The 18,124-nt window shown below is 55.7% G+C and carries 14 protein-coding genes, 1 tRNA gene and 2 rRNA genes; 11 read left to right on the forward strand and 6 right to left on the reverse strand.

Annotated features, from left to right (window positions below; genetic code table 11):
- Window positions 1-38: 38 nt before the first annotated feature.
- Window positions 39-1,049: a TRAP transporter substrate-binding protein DctP gene (gene dctP, locus PAF12_RS11365; RefSeq protein WP_271107047.1), complete on the reverse strand. Its 1,011-nt coding sequence runs from the start codon at window positions 1,047-1,049 to the stop codon at window positions 39-41.
- Between the two features lie 143 nt (window positions 1,050-1,192).
- Here dctP (PAF12_RS11365) and PAF12_RS11370 point away from each other — a divergent pair, with 143 nt between their 5' ends.
- From PAF12_RS11370 to PAF12_RS11380, 3 genes are read left to right on the forward strand one after another with little or no spacing between them, the layout of a single operon-like run.
- Entirely contained in the window at window positions 1,193-1,579 is a 387-nt protein-coding gene (locus PAF12_RS11370) for a transposase (protein ID WP_037211607.1), read from the forward strand.
- Between the two features lie 2 nt (window positions 1,580-1,581).
- Window positions 1,582-1,929, forward strand: coding sequence for an IS66 family insertion sequence element accessory protein TnpB (gene tnpB, locus PAF12_RS11375; RefSeq protein WP_081940321.1), 348 nt, complete (start codon window positions 1,582-1,584; stop codon window positions 1,927-1,929).
- A gap of 55 nt (window positions 1,930-1,984) precedes the next feature.
- A complete protein-coding gene (locus PAF12_RS11380) occupies window positions 1,985-3,496 on the forward strand; it encodes an IS66 family transposase (RefSeq protein WP_271107049.1) in 1,512 nt (503 codons plus the stop codon).
- A gap of 290 nt (window positions 3,497-3,786) precedes the next feature.
- On the opposite strand, the gene PAF12_RS11385 is transcribed toward PAF12_RS11380, so the two are convergent.
- The gene (locus PAF12_RS11385; protein WP_271107050.1) at window positions 3,787-5,271 is read right to left on the reverse strand and encodes an aldehyde dehydrogenase; all 1,485 of its coding nucleotides are present in this window, start codon (window positions 5,269-5,271) and stop codon (window positions 3,787-3,789) included.
- A gap of 423 nt (window positions 5,272-5,694) precedes the next feature.
- On the opposite strand from PAF12_RS11385, the gene PAF12_RS11390 reads away from it, so the two are divergent.
- The 8 genes from PAF12_RS11390 to PAF12_RS11425 all read left to right on the forward strand — a co-directional run bounded on the left by PAF12_RS11390 (window position 5,695) and on the right by PAF12_RS11425 (window position 14,251).
- Window positions 5,695-6,447, forward strand: a complete 753-nt coding sequence (locus PAF12_RS11390; RefSeq protein ID WP_271107051.1) for an SDR family NAD(P)-dependent oxidoreductase — start codon at window positions 5,695-5,697, stop codon at window positions 6,445-6,447.
- A gap of 160 nt (window positions 6,448-6,607) precedes the next feature.
- The gene (gene dctP / locus PAF12_RS11395; RefSeq protein WP_271107052.1) at window positions 6,608-7,744 is read left to right on the forward strand and encodes a TRAP transporter substrate-binding protein DctP; all 1,137 of its coding nucleotides are present in this window, start codon (window positions 6,608-6,610) and stop codon (window positions 7,742-7,744) included.
- 247 nt (window positions 7,745-7,991) lie between these two features.
- Window positions 7,992-8,522 carry a TRAP transporter small permease gene (locus PAF12_RS11400; protein ID WP_271107053.1) on the forward strand — a complete coding sequence of 177 codons (531 nt, stop codon included), beginning with the start codon at window positions 7,992-7,994 and terminating at the stop codon, window positions 8,520-8,522.
- On the forward strand, window positions 8,494-9,822 hold the full coding sequence (locus PAF12_RS11405) for a TRAP transporter large permease (protein ID WP_271107054.1): 1,329 nt from the start codon (window positions 8,494-8,496) through the stop codon (window positions 9,820-9,822). Before PAF12_RS11400 ends, PAF12_RS11405 begins: the two co-directional genes overlap by 29 nt.
- Before the next feature lie 78 nt (window positions 9,823-9,900).
- A complete protein-coding gene (locus PAF12_RS11410) occupies window positions 9,901-10,884 on the forward strand; it encodes an NAD(P)-dependent oxidoreductase (RefSeq protein ID WP_271107055.1) in 984 nt (327 codons plus the stop codon).
- A 470-nt stretch (window positions 10,885-11,354) separates the two neighbouring features.
- The gene (dctP, locus tag PAF12_RS11415) at window positions 11,355-12,377 is read left to right on the forward strand and encodes a TRAP transporter substrate-binding protein DctP (protein ID WP_271107056.1); all 1,023 of its coding nucleotides are present in this window, start codon (window positions 11,355-11,357) and stop codon (window positions 12,375-12,377) included.
- A 78-nt stretch (window positions 12,378-12,455) separates the two neighbouring features.
- On the forward strand, window positions 12,456-12,956 hold the full coding sequence (locus PAF12_RS11420; protein ID WP_271107057.1) for a TRAP transporter small permease: 501 nt from the start codon (window positions 12,456-12,458) through the stop codon (window positions 12,954-12,956).
- Entirely contained in the window at window positions 12,953-14,251 is a 1,299-nt protein-coding gene (locus PAF12_RS11425; RefSeq protein WP_271107058.1) for a TRAP transporter large permease, read from the forward strand. Before PAF12_RS11420 ends, PAF12_RS11425 begins: the two co-directional genes overlap by 4 nt.
- Window positions 14,252-14,353: 102 nt before the next feature.
- Here PAF12_RS11425 and PAF12_RS11430 read toward each other — a convergent pair whose 3' ends face one another.
- The 4 genes from PAF12_RS11430 to PAF12_RS11445 all read right to left on the reverse strand — a co-directional run bounded on the left by PAF12_RS11430 (window position 14,354) and on the right by PAF12_RS11445 (window position 18,059).
- Window positions 14,354-14,572 (reverse strand): transposase, encoded by a 219-nt coding sequence (locus tag PAF12_RS11430; protein WP_271107059.1) that lies wholly within the window; start codon window positions 14,570-14,572, stop codon window positions 14,354-14,356.
- A gap of 237 nt (window positions 14,573-14,809) precedes the next feature.
- Window positions 14,810-14,886, reverse strand: a tRNA-Met gene (locus tag PAF12_RS11435).
- An 88-nt stretch (window positions 14,887-14,974) separates the two neighbouring features.
- Window positions 14,975-15,089, reverse strand: a 5S ribosomal RNA gene (gene rrf / locus PAF12_RS11440).
- 102 nt (window positions 15,090-15,191) lie between these two features.
- Window positions 15,192-18,059: ribosomal RNA gene (locus PAF12_RS11445) — 23S ribosomal RNA — on the reverse strand.
- Between the last annotated feature and the right edge of the window lie 65 nt (window positions 18,060-18,124).

Here is an 18,124-nt window from a genome sequence, read left to right on the forward strand (position 1 = left end):
TGCAACTCCGAAGCAGATCGTTTCACCACTCCACCAAACTAGTTATCCGCCAGAGCCGCACGCATTGATTCCAACGCTTCTTTGCCGGGAAGATCGCTGGAGACCATGTTTTCAACCCAGTTCGCCTGAAGCTCCTGCGCAATGGGTTCGAAGTCCTTCAGTGTTTCGGGCGTAGCTTTGAAGAACGTGGCACCAAGCTCTTCCATTTCCCTGATGGCGGCGGTGTTCGCTTCTTCCAGCACCTCGCAAACATGCGCACTCGTTTCTTCGCCAGCCTGGTCGATGAAGCTTTTGAGCTCGTCAGTCAAACCATCGTACACCGAAGAGCGCATAACATAGGTAACAACAAAGTTGCTAAAGCCGAACCCAGCGGTTCCGAATTTCGTCTGATCGTAAAGGTCGTAACCCTTGTAGGAACTGTAAGGACCGAGGTTGAAATCGATAGTGCCACGCTCCAATCCGTCATAGACTTCCGCTCCCGGCAAGTTCACCGGAACACCACCCAAAGCCTCGACAACCAGGTTCGTCGCATTTCCGGAGGAGCGGATTTTTTTGCCCCTGATATCATCAAGCGATTTGATTTCGAGACGAGGGCCGCTGATCTGATAAGGAGGGTTCATGTTGGCGAAGACCAAATGCACACCCTGGCTGTCAAAGTCCACTTCCTTTAATGGGGTTGTGTTCGCGGCCGCTAAGTATGCTCGGGTTCCCTCGCAAACTCCCGAAAACAACCCCGGAAGACCGGCAACATCCGAGAGTGGCATTTTTGACGGCACATAGGCTGGCGCGACATACGCCATGTCTACCGTTCCGGATTGAACGAGAGTCAACATATCTGCGGCCTTTCCGAGCTGCGAGGCCGGAAAATACTCTACCTCAATACGACCGCCGGACAGCTCTTCAACCCGATCGATAAAGAACTGAGCACCTTCACGCGATTGCACATGCGTTGTTGGATACGAGTCGGCAATCCGCAGGGTGAAGTCTTGCGCAAAGCCAGTGCTGCCGATGACTGAAAAGCACATAAACGCCAGTTTTCCAGAGATCATGCAATAGCCCTCCCTTTTTCGCGGCCCAGAATAAGAAAATGGCCGCGTTAATCTTCGATGTAAGCGGTGCGCCGCTCCCACACTTACGGCGTGACGCCTGATCTGCGATTCAGAGGCTTCTTTGATTTGTGGGGAGTTTCTGGATGGTAGCTACAAGCGAGTTTCTGGCAAGGGAGCCGCGTCGGGCGGACGGCAAGCGGACTTGGCCGCCGGAGTTGAAGGCTCGGATCGTGGCGGAGACTCTGATTGAAGGCGAGACGGTCAATGCGGTTGCTAAACGGTATGAGTTGATCCCCAGCACGGTGTCTGACTGGCGACGAATGGCGCGGCAGGGCAAACTGGTTCTGCCAAATTTGGAAGGTATGGATTTTGTGCCTGTTGAGATCGAGGCGTCTGCGCCTTTGGCCCAGCCTCTGGCCGTCACTTCCTCAAACACGATTGATGTGATCAAAGGCGATGTCACCGTTCGTCTTGATGCGGCAACGCCAGCCGCGCGACTCGCCGAGATCGCGCGGGCTTTGGCCACGTGATCATGCCATCCCACAAGGTTCGGATTTTTGTAGCCAGTGACCCGGTGGACTTCCGCAAGGGCCATGATGGGCTGGCCGCTTTGGTGCAGAGCCACCTGCGCCAGAAGCCGTTTGATGGGTCGGTCTATGTGTTCCGGGCCAAGCGCGCGGATCGGCTGAAGCTGATCTACTGGGACGGTAGCGGGTTGGTGATGGCCTACAAACGGCTCGAAGATAACAGCTTCACATGGCCCGCGGTCAAGAACGGGGTGATGCGCCTGGAACCGGCCCAGTTTGAGGCGCTGTTTGCGGGGTTGGATTGGCGGCGCGTGCGCCCTTTGGAGGTGGTAGCGCCCTCTGCGGCGGAGTGACTCACGGGGTTGTTTGCGCGGGTCATTCTGCCCTTGTTTTGTTATGGGATGGGGCATGACTGTGCCTGACAAATTGCCCGATGACATTGCCGAACTGAAGGCGATCATCCGTACGCAGCAGGATCAGAATGCGCGGCTTGAAGCCTTGGTCGCTTCGTTCAAGAAGGCGCTCTTCGGGGCCAAATCCGAGAAGCTTGACCCGGCCCAGTATGAGTTGGAACTCGAGGATATCGAGACCGCCATCGCGCAGGTGGAAGCAGAGATCGACGCGGACGAGCGCACCGCGCCCGTGCGGCCCCCAAAGCCGCGCCAGACCAATCGCGGATCACTGCCCAAACATCTGGAACGGGTTGAGGTGGTCATTGAACCCGAGCAATCCTGCGCCTGCGGAACTGAGCGTCACGTCATTGGCGAGGAGGTCAGCGAACGGCTGGACATCATCCCGGCCCAGTTCCGTGTGATTGTCACCCGCCGCCCCAAATACGCCTGCCGCTCCTGTGAGGGTGGGATCACCCAAGCGCCTGCACCCGCCCACATCATCGCGGGCGGCATGCCAACCGAAGCAACGCTCGCCCATGTGCTCGTCTCAAAATATGCCGATCACCTGCCGCTCTATCGGCAGGCACAAATCTACAGCCGCCAAGGGATCGATCTGGATCGCTCGACCCTGGCCGGGTGGGTAGGCAAGTCGGCGTTTGAATTGACCCCGGTCTATGAGGCGCTCATGGCCGATCTGAAGCGCTCCACCAAGCTCTTCATGGACGAAACACCTGCACCGGTTCTGGCCCCAGGGCGCAAAAGCACCAAAACCGGTTACTTCTGGGCGCTGGCCCGTGATAACAGGCCATGGGGCGGCGGCGATCCTCCCGGAGTGGCGTTTACCTATGCGCCCGGTCGGTCAGGGCAGCATGCGGATAACATCTTGAGCGGCTTCAGCGGCACCCTGCAGGTTGATGGATACGCAGGCTATAACAGCTTGCTCAAACGCCCTACACAGGATGTGGTGCTGGCCTATTGCTGGGCACACGCGCGGCGAAAATTGCATGACGTCACCCAATCTGGAGCTGCTCCAATCGCGCAGGAAGGCCTGGCGCAAATCCAGGCACTCTACCGTATCGAAAAAGACCTGAGAGGCCTGCCTGCCGATCAACGGCACGCTGCACGACGGGACCGCTCAAAACCCATCATCGACGCCTTCAAGCTCTGGCTCGCCCAGAACCGCGCACGCGTCTCAGCGAAATCGCCGACCGGTGAAGCCCTGAAATACATCGCCAAATACTGGGATGGCATGTGTAGGTTCCTCGACGATGGCCGCATCGAACTCGACAACAACCCTGTCGAGCGCACCATCCGCCCCATCGCTCTGAACCGCAAAAACGCGCTCTTCGCCGGACATGATACCGGCGCTCAAAATTGGGCCGTAATCGCATCCCTGATCGAGACCTGCAAACTCAACGGGATCGAGCCGCATGGCTATCTGTCCGGTGTCCTGACAGCCATCGCAGGCGGGCACAAACAAGCGGATATCAAAGAATTGCTGCCTTGGAACTACACCGCACCAGTGTGAACGGCGCACCGCTTACTCTTCGATGCAGTTTCCGCGAAACCCATAACCCGCCGTTTATCATATACATAAAGTTCCGTCTATGGGTTTTTTATTACTGTACTGATTTCCGGGTAACCAATCGGTCTTCGTCATGACGCAACCGCCGAACACTTGGAGGGTGCCTATGCGGATGGACCAGACGCGACGGCTCGCACCCGAAGATCTACCGCGCGAACGCAGAAATCAGACAGTTGCAGTGCCAGGCTCCTGTCACGGCTGGATGAAAGTTCAGGGGCAGGTCAGCGGAACTGTTAGTCTGCGTTGATTGTTACAGCCTTTTCATAGAGATAACCATCGACATGCCGACTCCCCCCTTTCCAGCCATATCCCGAATTTTTGACGCCACCGAAACCAATCATCGGGTCGACAAGACCATAGCAATTTACCCAGACTTGGCCGGCCTGAATTCCGTGAACCATCCTCATTGCCTGTTCAAGGCTCCGCGTCCAGACTGCGCCGCCCAGCCCGTACTCCGTGTCGTTGGCCATTGCCAGAACGTCGTCGGCACTCTCGAATGGTATGACGGAGACTACAGGCCCGAATATCTCCTCGCGGGCGATCCTCATGGTACTGGTCACGTCGGCGAAGACAGTCGGGGTGATGTAGTATCCCTGGGCCAGATCACCGCTCAAACGTTCACCGCCCGTCACAAGTGTGGCGCCCTCGTTCTGTCCAATTTCAATGTACTTCATCACGCGTTCGAGCTGTCCTTGGGACACGACGGGGCCGAGCACGGTGTCCGTGTCAAAGGGGTGGCCCACTTTCAAGGATCCGGTGAACGCAGCGAGCCTGGACAGGAAATCTTGCTGAATGCTCCGCTGCACGAATATGCGCGTGCCGGCATAGCAGATCTGACCACTGTTATTGAAAACACCCATAGCTGCGCCGGGAACGGCTTTGTTCAAATTTGCATCTTCAAAGATTATGTCAGGTGATTTTCCTCCCGTCTCCAATTGGAGACGCTTCATGTTCCCTGCAGAGGATTTGATTATCTCGCGTGCGGTCGCAGTCGACCCCGTAAATGCGAGGCGATCAACATCGGGATGCAGCGCGAGCGCACTTCCCGCTTCGGCGCCAGTCCCGGTTACGATGTTCACGACACCTTCAGGCACACCGGCGTCGGCAATTACCTCAGCCATTAGAAGCGAGCTCAAGGATGCATCTTCCGCGGGCTTGATTACGACCGTACAACCGGTCGCAAGCACACCGCCGAGGATCCACCAAATACTATATAGCGGTGCATTCCAAGGGATGATGCCACCAACAACACCGACCGGCGCCTTCAAAATCATGGAGGTGACATTGCCCTGGTACGGGCTTGCGAAAGTCTCGCCGCGGCATTGCAGTGCTTGTGCAGAGAAGTAACGCACGACCCGTCCGATCGCCGTTTTCGACGCGGCGACTCGTGAAAGAGGCGCGCCAACATCAAGACTTTCGACCATTGCAAGCTCGTCGAATCTCTCCTCGATGATTTTGGCAATCCTCAAAAGGGTTTCCTGACGCTCAGCGGGGGTGAACCTGCTCCACGGTCCGGTAAAGGCCGTACGGGCGACGGCTACCGCGTGGTCGATATCTGCAGCACTTCCGCGTGCCAGACTAGCGAGGACTTCGCCCGTGCCAGGATTATAGGTATCGAAACGCCTTCCGTCCGCCGCCAGACGGCTACGACCACCAATATACAGATCTTTCGCCGGGTTCTGGAGGAAAGGAGGGAAAGGGAACTCTGGAAACGTCATCAGGAACTCCGAATTGAAGGGCGGTATCACGCTTGGACGAAGATGTTCTTCTCAGACTTTGCGAACACCTCGAAGATCGCGGTCTGTCTGTAACCGACCGATAGCGAGCACAATAAATAGTTCCATATATAGGCCTTTTTGTCAGAATGTCAAACCTGTATTGATGATGGCCTGCCAGCTCTGAAGTCAGGTCGGGGTTTTCCGGCGGCAGGGGGGCCATCCAGATGAAGGCGCCCTCACCAACGGGGTCCGGGCGGCCTGTTTCCACCTGACGCCGGTCATCGGCCAACGCCGAGCAAGCGATCGTCAAAGGGATGCTCCATTATAATAAATGTTATTGACCATCCTTCAATACTTATCTAGCTTCCATAGCTGTATTCGTAAGGCCTCTCGCACCTTACGGCGGACAGGGGAGGACCAACCATGCCGAAGGTCGCTTTCATCACCGGTGCTGCGGGCGGTATCGGAAGCGCCACCGCGCGGAAGTTTGCCGCCGGGGGCTACAGCCTGTTTCTGACGGATACAGACGAAGCGGGCCTAAGGACCCTAGTCGACGACATTGAGGTCGAAGCCGGTTACGCTGTGTCGGACGCGGCGGACGAAAGTTCGGCTCTAAGCGCTATGGAGGCGATGCTTACCCGCTTCGGGAAGGTCGATGTCGCAGTGCTTAATGCTGGTATCGTGGGGTCGACAGGTCGGCTAGGAGCCATCACACTCGAGGACTTCCGGCATGTCATGGCCGTAAATGTCGAGGGCGTTTTCACCGGTTTGTCCTGGCTCATGCCGGCAATGGCCGAACACGGCGGTGGATCGATCGTCATCCTCTCATCCGTGGTCGGACTGCGCGGCAGCGTCGGATTAGCACCTTACGTCGCAAGCAAGCACGCCGTCATCGGCCTAATGCGTACGGCGGCGCTGGAAGGCGCCAAACGGGGCATCCGGGTCAATACCGTCAATCCCGCGCCCATTGAAACACTGATGATGCGCCATATTGAATCCGGCAGAAACCCAACCAATGCGGAAGCCGTGCGGGACGCCAACGCCGCGGCCATCCCCATGAAGCGTTACGGCCGTGCCGAAGAAGTTGCTGAGATGATCTCCTTCCTTGCCGGGGATGCCGCGTCCTACTGCACGGGCAACACCTACCTGGTCGATGGCGGATATCACGGTCGCTAAGTGTTTGATCCCGCCATTTGATGGTGCGTGATCTGAACATATCGTTGCATTTTCATTAAAAACTGGTAGACCGGTCTTTAAGATAACTTTGAATCAGACAAATGATTCGGCAAACGTTGCGAGCCGGTCGGCGAGCAACTCTTTCGGGAGGAGAAGATCGTTGAAACTTGTATGCCTTGTATGCACTAATGCGGCGGCCATCGTTGCGTCCCTGATCGGCACGTCATCATCAGCAGAAACATTCGCAAATGCTACGTGGCTTGCGCCGACACACCAGGCCACAATAGAGATGCAGGATGGGTTTTCAGAGCGTGTGCGCGAGAAAACCAATGGTGCGATAGATTTCGAGGTTTTCGCAGGATCTGCTCTGTTACCTGCCGCCGGAACGATGGAAGGCGTCAGAACCGGGGTTGCTACGGCAAGCATATATTCACCAGCATATTCTCCTTCCGAATTTCCGCTCCTCAACACGATGGGTGACATCGGATTTGTCAATCCGGACGCGACGGTTCTGGTATTCGCTCTGGCGGATCTGCTGGTTCATAATCGGGACCTAGATGAGTGGGACAAGCAAGGGGTTGTCTTCATTGCGGGAGCTGGAACACCGATTTATCAATATATGTGCACCAAATCCGGAATTGGCAGTGATCTGCAATCACTGAAGGGCGTCAAAGTGCGAACAAACGGGGGCATCTGGACGCGTGCAACGAGCGCTCTCGGCGCCACCCCGGTCAATCTTTCCGGGTCCGAGATCTATACGGGCTTGGAAAGGGGAGCGGTTGACTGCCTGTCGGCCGATATCGGTCACCTCCTCGGAGGTGAAAATATCGGCGAACTTACCGAGTCCATTGCAATGTTGGATTTACCACCTGTTTACCACAGCGGCGGAATTATCCTGAATAAGGAGTTCTGGGAATCCCGAACAGATGAAGAGCGCCGCATAATGCTGGAAGAGGGCTTCCGCTCCACAGCTTACCTCACCGCACGGTACGCGCAGGATATCGAGAAGAATTTGTCTTGGGCGAAGGAACAGGGCATTGAGATTGTCACACCTGAAAATGACGTTAAAGCTGCGTATGCTGCTTTTGTTGGCGAAGAAATGGGCGGGTCCATCCCTGTTGCCAAAAAGCTCGGGGTAGACAATCCAGAGCAATATCAATCACTAATGATTGAATATATCAATAAGTGGACGGAGTTGCTTGATGGGGTTGATCGCACTGATGGCGAGGCCGTGTGGGCGGTCGCAAAAGACGCTGCACTTGGCGATTTAGATCCCTCTACATATCGTATGGACTGAGCTGACCAAAGCTGGGGTGCCGAGCCAGATTCTGGCTTGGCGCAACCGCATTGACCATGAAGGGGTCTCGCGGCGGCAGCCTACAGCCACCCCGGAGGGACCTCGGTCAAACCTGCTTATATAAAATATGCAATTCGCCGGTAAAGTCGGGATTGTTTAGCTCGCGGTGTCCATCAACCAAGCGGGAACTTTCCGTTAACTCAATGAAAGTGCCGCTCTTTCCTGCCAACAGCGAGATAAAGTATCGATGCAAATACTTGATAAATTATCCAGACTCGCACTGATAGTAGCCGGTCTTTTCCTGCTCCTGATGATGGTACATATTTCTCTGGATGTCGCCCTGAAACTACTGTTCAGCAGACCAATTGCCGGAACTTTGGAAATAGTATCCACATACTATATGGTCGCCGGCGTGTTTTTCCCAATCGCCGCTGTCGAAATGGCGCGATCATCCATCTCCGTAGATGCGGTTTACCAGTTCTTTCCTCAGAGCGCAAAAAAACTCTGCATGGTACTGGTTCTTGGGCTTTCGGCGGCGACGTATCTAATCCTAGCATGCTCGAGTTGGGGGGATGCTATCAGATCCTATCGCATTAAAGAACAGATGATCGGTCAGGTATTCGTCACTATTTGGCCAAGTCGGTTTGTTCTGCCAATCGGTTTCGGCCTCGCTGGACTGGTCTGTTTCGGTTATCTGCTCGCATTCTTGCTCCGCAAGGATGCCCGTGATCGACTGCTTGCAGAGCATGATGAAGCAGAAGGAGGCATCGATGGATAGGTTTGAAATCGGCCTGGCTGGCGTTGCCGTAACATTCTTGTTAGTTATTGTTCGCGTTCCGATCTCAGTGGCACTGGCCACAACATCGTTTGTCGGACTTTGGATTTTGACAAACTTAACTGCCGCATTTGGGATGCTCAAAGCCGTACCCTACCAGTTTATTGCAAACTGGTCATTCAGCTCTGTTCCGATGTTTCTGCTGATGGGTTTCGTGGCCAGCCGGGCGGGGCTGACATCCGGTCTTTTCAGGTTGATGCGGGTGGTCCTTTACCGCATACCGGGCGGCCTTGCCTGTTCGACAGTGGGTGCTTGTGCATTGTTCGCAGCCGCATCAGGCTCAAGCGTTGCAACCGCAGCAGGGATGGGAAGAATTGCGATCCCCGAAATGCGGAAAGCCGGCTATGCATACAGCCTTTCGGCCGGGTGCGTTGCGGCTTCCGGAACGTTGGGATCACTTATCCCGCCTTCCGTCGTCATGATTATGTACGGGATATTTGCTCAGGCCCCAATCGGAAAGCTGTTTATAGCGGGCGTTATTCCAGGCATTCTGACGGCCGTAGCATATATCGCAATGATCGTAATTGCAGTGAAAATAAAACCGGAAATTGCTCCCGCAGGCCGTGAAAGGCTCGAACGGGGTAATTTGAAAGAGGCGGTTCTTGAATCCTGGCCATTGCCGGTTTTGGTTATCGGCGTCATCGGAGGAATTTATTCGGGAATTATGACACCAACGGAAGCTGGTGCCGTAGGTGCGTCATTGGCGTGCATTATCGCAATATCCCGAAAATCACTAACCAGGAAAGTTGTCTCTGAGGCACTTAGCGATACAGCCCTAGGAACATCCAGGCTCTTCCTTATTGCGATGGGTGCCAGCATGTTTACTACATTCATGGGCCTGGCCGGGTTGCCTTCAGTAATATCCGATTTTTTCGCGGCTCGAAATACAGACGCCTTGTCCATAATACTTATGGTGGCGGTTCTGTATATAGTCCTGGGCATGTTCATGGACTCTCTGGGCATAATGCTGCTAACCCTGCCTATTCTTATTCCAATCCTTCAGGACGCAGATGTAAATCTTATTTGGTTTGGAATTTTGGTCGTCAAGCTTCTCGAAATTGGGCTGGTTTCGCCGCCTTTCGGCTTGAACGTATATGTGATCCACTCGCTTTTGCGAGGCGCTGCATCTCTTCCTACCATCTTCAAAGGGGCGCTTATGTTCTTGGCTATGGACATACTGGTTGTAGCCGCAATGATAATATGGCCCGAAATTGCACTATGGCTACCTGAAAATATGAATTAGCCATAGCGAGAGGTGCAGGATTTCGCTTAGCTGTTTTTTTTGGTTCAGTGTCAATGCGCAAAGGAATGGATCGCGGGATTGGAATTAGAAATCGCCCTGAATGCAAGAAAGGACAATGCAATGAAAAATGCAATGAAAGTTGGATTTGTTGGATTGGGATCAATGGGACGCGGGATGGTCGCCAACCTGCAAAAAGCAGGCTATCAGCTCGTTGTGAATGATCTGTCTCAAGCTGCAGCAGTGGATGCGATAGCAGCTGGGGCTATGTGGGCGGAAACGCCGCGCGAAGTGGCTGAGGACGCGGATCTGGTTTTCACATCTCTTCCTATGCCTGCAGATGTGCAGGCAGTCAGCGCCGGAACCGACGGGCTGATAGCGGGCCTCAGTGAAGGTAAGGTCTGGGTCGACACATCAACTAACGACCTTGATGTCATTCGCGAATTGCACGGGATTCTGGTACAAAAGAAAGTGTACCTGCTCGACGCGCCGATTGGCGGCAGCCCGCATAACACGGTTAGGGGCGATATTATTTTTTGGGTTGGTGGGGAGGAGCGGGCATTTCAGCTGGCCAAACCCGCGCTGGACGCAATAAGCGAGAATGCGCTGTTTGTAGGGGAATGCGGCTCCGGCACGATTACAAAACTTGTTCAAAACATGTTTTCCTTGGCGCTGCTCTCTGTTCAAATTGAGTGCCTTTCTATGGGTGTTAAAGCGGGCGTTGATATGTTGCCACTTTGGAAGGCCCTGCGTCAGGGTCGGTTGGGCCAGATGCGCACTTTCGATTTGATTTCCGCAGGCTTCCTGCCTAACAAGCTCGATCCGGCCAAATTCTTCCTGAAGCTTGCCGAAAAGGATGCACGCCTTGCCCTTCAGATTGGACGCTCAAACCGGGTGCCGATGAAACTCTGCAGTGCCGTCCATCAGGATATGCTTGAGGCGTTGAACCGGGGGTGGGAAATGCGGGATGCTCAGAGTTTTCTGGAGCTGCAAATGGAGCGTTCAGGGCTTCCACCATCATTCTTGACGCAAGAAGAAGTTGACGCCGTTAAAGAAAGCACGTGAAGGTATCCGTTATCAGGACGCCGGGACTGTCGGTAGTGGCAACCTTGCGAGGTAACTTGTCCGGCAACTGATCCTGCGCCAGAAAATGGGCGGGCTCAAGAAAGTAACCGGTGGCCTCAGCCCCGGAGCAGATGCTGGTGTGTCGGGAGCCATCAACGTCGGGCGGCGTGCGCAACAAGTGGTACTGAGCACATCGCGGGTAAGGATAATTGCCGGTCACTTGTGCAGGGAGAGGTTGGTTTCCCCGGGGTCGGGCGAACAACAAGGAGGGATTGCCACAGCTCTTCATTTGCCTTGTTTTATTGGAATGAGGCTGATAGGATGGTTTTTAGGATTATTATGGGGAAACCGTCAGAGATTTTGGCTTGTACAGCGGCCTGGGACACGGCGCCAACCTCGTTCCGACGTCGGTCGGGAGTTGATCAGGCCAGCCCAACACGGATCCAATCGGCAACGAGGAGGAGGATATAATGAAGCTCATTCACGTCCTAAAGGGTGTCGCACTAGCTGGTATTCTTGCAGCCGGTGGGTCGGTCGCCTTTGCTCAGGAAGTCACCCTGAAATGGGCCGACCAGTTCCCGCTGACCCATACGTCGTCGCGGATCGCCGCCCAACCCTTCATCACCGAGATTGAAGAGCGGAGCAACGGCCGGATCAAAATTCAGCATTTCCCGGCCGAGCAGCTTGCCAAGGGCGCGGGTCTTCTCGACGCCGTGCGCAATCGCGTGGCCGACATGGCCCTGATCATCCCAAACTACAACTCGGACAAGCTACCTTTGACGAGTGCCGGTGAGCTTCCGGGACTGTTCACGGAAAGCGTTGCGGCGACTGAAGGCTTTAACGCCTATATTACGCAGGACCTGCTGGAACGGGAATACCTGCCACTACGGGTGCGCCCGCTTTGGGGTACAGTCACGCCTCCGTACCAGATCATGTTTCGCGAGGGACACACCGTCCGCAACGTCTCGGCCCTCAGGGGTGAGAAGCTCCGGGTTCCGGGATCCACTGGCGAACTGATCGCCAAAGCGCTTGGCGGTGTGCCGGTGAAGGTGCCCGCTTCGGATCTTTACCTCGCCCTACAGCGCGGAACGGTCGACGGGGCTCTCTACAATGCACCTAGCATCATTGCTTACAAGATTGAGGACGTGACCTCCTCGATCTCGCGCAACGGGTCCTTCGGCGCAGTGACGACGGCCCTTATCATCAACGACGATGTTTGGGAAGACCTGTCCGGGGAGGACCGCGCCCTGATCCAGGAGGTTGCGGACGATATCCGCAAGGCATACGCCGAAGGCTACGAGGCCGAAACGCAGGAGGCCTACCAGAAGATGGAAGCTGCCGGCGTCGAGGTGGTGTCACTGCCCGATGACGCACTTGCGGCAGTCTCCGACAAGCTCGAATCGGTTCGTGATGCCTGGGTCGGGCAGCTTTCTGCCCGGGGTCTGCCCGCACAGGAGATGCTGGACGCCTACGTCACTCGCCTAGCCGAATAAAGTCGCGCCACAGCCCATCCCGAGCCGCGGCAGCGCCGCTGCGGCCCGGATACTGACCCAGCATAGGAACGGCATGGCATGGCCCGGACACTGGACCTTATCGACCTGGTCTTCATGAGGATTGCACAGACTTCGCTCGTCCTGATGATGATTTCCATCAGCGCGGATTCACTTGGACGCTACCTGTTAAACGCTCCCCTTCAGGGTAGCTTTGAGTTCAACTCCTTATACCTGATGGTCATCGTGACGTTTTTCGGGATGCCGGCGGCCTATTCTTCCGGTGGGATGATCCGGCTCGACGTGCTGACGGAGTCTCTGTCGCTCGTGCCGTACCAGTTGTCCGAGCGGTTCAACACCCTGGCTGGCGCGATTGTCTTCGGGTTCATCGCCTGGCACGCCGGGCATGAGGCCTACGAGAAGTTCGCAAGCCGTGACACGACCTTCGGGGTCATCGAGTTCCCGGTCTACTGGAGTTACGTCTGGGTGCCTCTCGGATGCCTGCAGATGGCCCTGCGCCTTGCCTATGAGACGATTTTCCCGGCCATCCGGCCCGTCCGGCATGACGAGGTGTTCGAATGACACTGATTGCCATCGGCTGTATCGTCTTCCTCTTCCTGTTACTGCTCAATGGAGCGCCGGTGGCCTTCGCCATGCTCATCTCCGGTGCCGTTGGTCTTATGCTCACTGGCGGCTACTACCCGCTGGTCGGTATCCTGAAGTCAGCGCCATATGAACATGTGGCCAGTTACACGCTGACCACCCTGCCGATGTTCATTCTGATGGCCGAGTTTTTAACAGCGGGCCGGTTTACCCGCGACCTGTTCACCGCATCGGACAAATGGCTAGGTCATCTGCGTGGCGGCGTGGCGTATTCGGCTGTGGCCGGCGGCGTCCTGCTGGCGGCGATTTCCGGATCCTCTTCGGCTGCCGCCGGGACCCTGTCTTCGGCCGCCTATCCCGAGATGAAGCGACTCGGTTACGACACCGGCTTCTCGACGGCCGTGCTTGCCGTTGTCGGTACGCTCGCCATCATGATCCCGCCCAGCATCGGCCTGGTGTTCTACGGCATCATCACCGAAACCTCGGTCGGTAAACTCCTGGTTGCGGGCTTCGTTCCCGGTGCCGTCACTGCTGCTGCAAGCGCTTTTGCCATTTACTTCCAGATCCGCCGTCGACCAGAGGTCGCGCCGCGATCCGAGCACAGGGCGACGCAGGCCGAAAGGAAAGAGAGCATACGCTCCGTCTGGCCGGTACTGCTTCTGATGCTTGTGATCATCGTCGCCATCTACTCTGGCGTGATCACACCGACCGAGATCGCTGCGGTCGGTGCCCTCATGGCCCTGATCCTGACCATAGTGATGGGGCGCGCCGGCTTCGCAGGTTTCTCGGTCGCCCTGGCCAATGCGACCCGGAACAGCGCAATGATCCTGGCGATAATCGGGTGCTCGGCGGTCTTCGGCGCCTTTATTACGCTGACCGGCGTGACTCAGTCACTCCTCTCGGCCATCCAGGAAGCCGGTGTTCATCGCTATGTGGTACTTCTGGCGGTGCTCCTGCTTCTGCTCATCCTTGGTTTTTTCCTGGACCAGATTGCCATTCTCGTCCTCACGATGCCGCTGGTGTTCCCGCTGTTGAGTGGCCTGGGGTTCGACCCGGTGTGGCTTGGCATCATCTTCGTCAAAACCGCCGAGATCGGGTTGATCACGCCACCTATGGGCCTCAACGTGTTTATCGTCTCCGGCACGACCGGTGTTCCGCCGCGCGAGATCTTTCGCGGAATCTGGCCTTTCGTGGCCACTGAATTCGGCGTGCTCTGCCTGCTGGTTACGGTACCCGGGCTGTCACTCTGGCTGCCTGCGCTGGCAGGCTTCTGACCCCATATGGTCCGGACGCTCGCCGCAAGGGTCCGGCTCCGGGCCGGTTCACGCGATGAGCGTACTTCTCATGTGTTTGACGTCGGCGTCCACCGGACAGATTTAGGGGTTTGAGAATTTGAACCGCCCCGGATTTACCGGAGAGTGTGACGACAGATGATTGGCCCTGACATCATACCGCGCCGCCAAATCCCGAACCGTTGCTCCCTCGACCAACGTCTCAGCCACAATCCGCGCCTTCAGCGCATCCGGCCACCGCCGGTGACACCGAGCTCCAACAATCGCGTCAATGTCCGTGAGAAACTCCGTTGAGCGCTCCATGGAGAAAGTCCCTGCAAAACTACACCACGCACGGACTCGCAGATCAGACGCTCACAAGGAAGGTGGGGTCAAAACACCGGTTACTTTCCATGTCGCATTGGTGTTGCACGGAGGAAATCGGAGCGCCTGTAAGTGATTGGAATCGTGAGGAAAGACTTTGCGTTATGTTGCAACGCGAGAAGAGCGGTTGCGGCGCTCTTGCACTGTCATAACTCATTGATTTTCAGTAATTATTTTTGGTTGCGGGGGTAGGATTTGAACCTACGACCTTCAGGTTATGAGCCTGACGAGCTACCGGGCTGCTCTACCCCGCGACAGGTGCGCTTGGTGCGCGGCTGCACCGATCTGTTTTTGATGGTGCGTGTTGTTTTCATCGTTTCGAGAGATTGCGTTTCTTTTCAGATCTGGCGGTGACCTACTCTCCCACGTCTTGAGACGCAGTACCATTGGCGCGACGGCACTTAACGGCCGAGTTCGGGATGGGATCGGGTGTTTTGCTCGTGCTATGTCCACCAGATCGGAGAAGAAACGCTCAGCGTTGCGCCCGTTTTGTTGGGCGTCATGTTGTCCAAGGATGCTTTTGGAGTGGAGATCTTTTGAGATCTGGCCACTTCCGGATCAAATCAAGCCAATCGAGCCATTAGTACCGGTCAACTGAACGCATTGCTGCGCTTACATCTCCGGCCTATCGACGTGGTGGTCTTCCACGGCTCTCAAGGGATACCTTGTTTTGAGGGGGGCTTCACGCTTAGATGCCTTCAGCGTTTATCCTGTCCGTTCATAGCTACCCAGCACTGCCGTTGGCACGACAACTGGTCCACCAGTGGAACGTTCACCCCGGTCCTCTCGTACTAGGGGCAACTCCTCTCAAGTATCCTACACCCACGGCAGATAGGGACCGAACTGTCTCACGACGTTCTAAACCCAGCTCACGTACCTCTTTAAATGGCGAACAGCCATACCCTTGGGACCTGCTCCAGCCCCAGGATGAGATGAGCCGACATCGAGGTGCCAAACGATGCCGTCGATATGGACTCTTGGGCATCATCAGCCTGTTATCCCCAGCGTACCTTTTATCCGTTGAGCGATGGCCCTTCCACTCGGGACCACCGGATCACTATGGCCGTCTTTCGACTCTGCTCGACTTGTCAGTCTTGCAGTCAGGCTGGCTTCTGCCATTGCACTCAACGAGCGATTTCCGACCGCTCTGAGCCAACCTTCGCGCGCCTCCGTTACTCTTTGGGAGGCGACCGCCCCAGTCAAACTACCCACCACGCAGGGTCCCGGACCCGGATAACGGGCCGCGGTTAGACATCAAGAGTGCGAAGGGCGGTATCTCAAGGATGGCTCCCCAGAGACTGGCGTCCCTGGTTCAAAGCCTACCGCCTATCCTGCACATCGCAGTCCTGATGCCAGTGCGAAGCTATAGTAAAGGTGCATGGGGTCTTTCCGTCTAACCGCGGGAAGTCTGCATCTTCACAGACAATTCAATTTCGCTGAGTCCACATTTGAGACAGCGGGGAAGTCGTTACGCCATTCGTGCAGGTCGGAACTTACCCGACAAGGAATTTCGCTACCTTAGGACCGTTATAGTTACGGCCGCCGTTTACCGGGGCTTCAATTCAATGCTTGCACATCTCCTTTTAACCTTCCGGCACCGGGCAGGCGTCAGACCCTATACGTCGCCTTGCGGCTTCGCAGAGCCCTGTGTTTTTAGTAAACAGTCGCCACCCCCTGGTTTGTGCCCCCGGCCCACAGTTGCCTGCAAACCGGGCCTCCTTCTCGCGAACTTACGGAGGTATTTTGCCGAGTTCCTTAAATGTGGTTCTCTCAAGCGCCTTGGTATTCTCTACCAGTCCACCTGTGTCGGTTTCGGGTACGGTCTCATGGAGGGCTATTTCCAGGAACTGCTAAGCGGCCCTTCCAATCCGTTAAGGAAGAACAACCGTCGCAATCCGTCACCATCTCCTGGCCCAGGAATATTAACCTGGTTCCCATCGACTACGCCTTTCGGCCTCGCCTTAGGGGCCGGCTTACCCTGCTCAGATTAGCTTTAAGCAGGAACCCTTGGACTTTCGGCGACAGGGTCTCTCACCCTGTTTATCGCTACTCATGTCAACATTCTCACTTCTGATCACTCCACCGGATGGCTTACGCCCCGGCTTCACAGTCAGAACAAAGCCTCCGTTGTGCCTTCTTGGTCCGTCATCCTTGCGGGTGACATGGACATCGAAGAAACAAAAGAGGCAGCGTTCTATATCACAGAACGCTCCGCTACCGCGCACTTACGTGCACCCAAAGCTTCGGCTCGTGGCTTGAGCCCCGTTACATCTTCGCCGCAAGACCTCTTAATTAGACCAGTGAGCTGTTACGCTATCTTTAAAGGATGGCTGCTTCTAAGCCAACCTCCTGGTTGTTTTGGAAGTCTCACATGCTTTCCCACTTAGCCACGAATTGGGGGCCTTAGCTGTTGGTCAGGGTTGTTTCCCTCTCCACGACGGACGTTAGCACCCGCCGTGTGTCTCCCGGATAGTCCTTCTTGGTATTCGGAGTTTGCTTAGACTCAGTAAGGCTGTGGGCCCCCATCATCCATGCAGTGCTCTACCCCCAAGAGGATACGTCCGAGGCGCTACCTAAATAGCTTTCGCGGAGAACCAGCTATCTCCAGATTTGATTGGCCTTTCACCCCTAGCCACACGTCATCCCGACCTTTTTCAACAGGTGTGGGTTCGGCCCTCCAGTTGGTGTTACCCAACCTTCAGCCTGCACATGGCTAGATCATCTGGTTTCGGGTCTGATCCGTCTGACTATGTCGCGCATTTAACACTCGCTTTCGCTGCGCCTACACCTACCGGCTTAAGCTTGCCAGACAGACCAAGTCGTTGACCCATTATACAAAAGGTACGCCGTCAGGGCTCAAGGCCCCTCCGACTGCTTGTAGGCGTCCGGTTTCAGAAACTGTTTCACTCCCCTCGTCGGGGTGCTTTTCACCTTTCCCTCACGGTACTGGTTCGCTATCGGTCAGCAAGGAGTACTTAGCCTTCGGGGGTGGTCCCCCGATCTTCAGACAGGATTTCACGTGTCCCGCCCTACTTAATACGTCCAATCGAACTTCCCATACGGGGCTGTCACCCGCTATGGCTGATCTTTCCAGATCATTCTGGTCATTCTCATGGCTCGGCTGGTCCCCGTTCGCTCGCCGCTACTGGGGGAGTATCTGTTGATATCCTTTCCTCCGGGTACTTAGATGTTTCAGTTCCCCGGGTTCGCTTTTAAAACCCTATGTATTCAGGTCTTAAATACCTGGTTATGCCGATTATTGACTACCTTGCGGTAAACAATAACCAACATTCAGGTGGGTTGCCCCATTCGGAGATCTTTGGATCAAAGCCTATTCTCGGCTCCCCAAAGCTTATCGCAGAGTATCACGTCCTTCATCGCCTCTTGCTGCCAAGGCATCCACCAAACGCCCTTATCGCGCTTGATTTGATCCGGAAGAAGACAGACCTAAATCCGTCACGCCCCCCTTTGTAAAAGGCGCCGTCACTTCCG

It is taken from the genome of Paracoccus sp. SCSIO 75233 (assembly GCF_027912675.1).
Classification (GTDB): Bacteria; Pseudomonadota; Alphaproteobacteria; order Rhodobacterales; family Rhodobacteraceae; genus Paracoccus.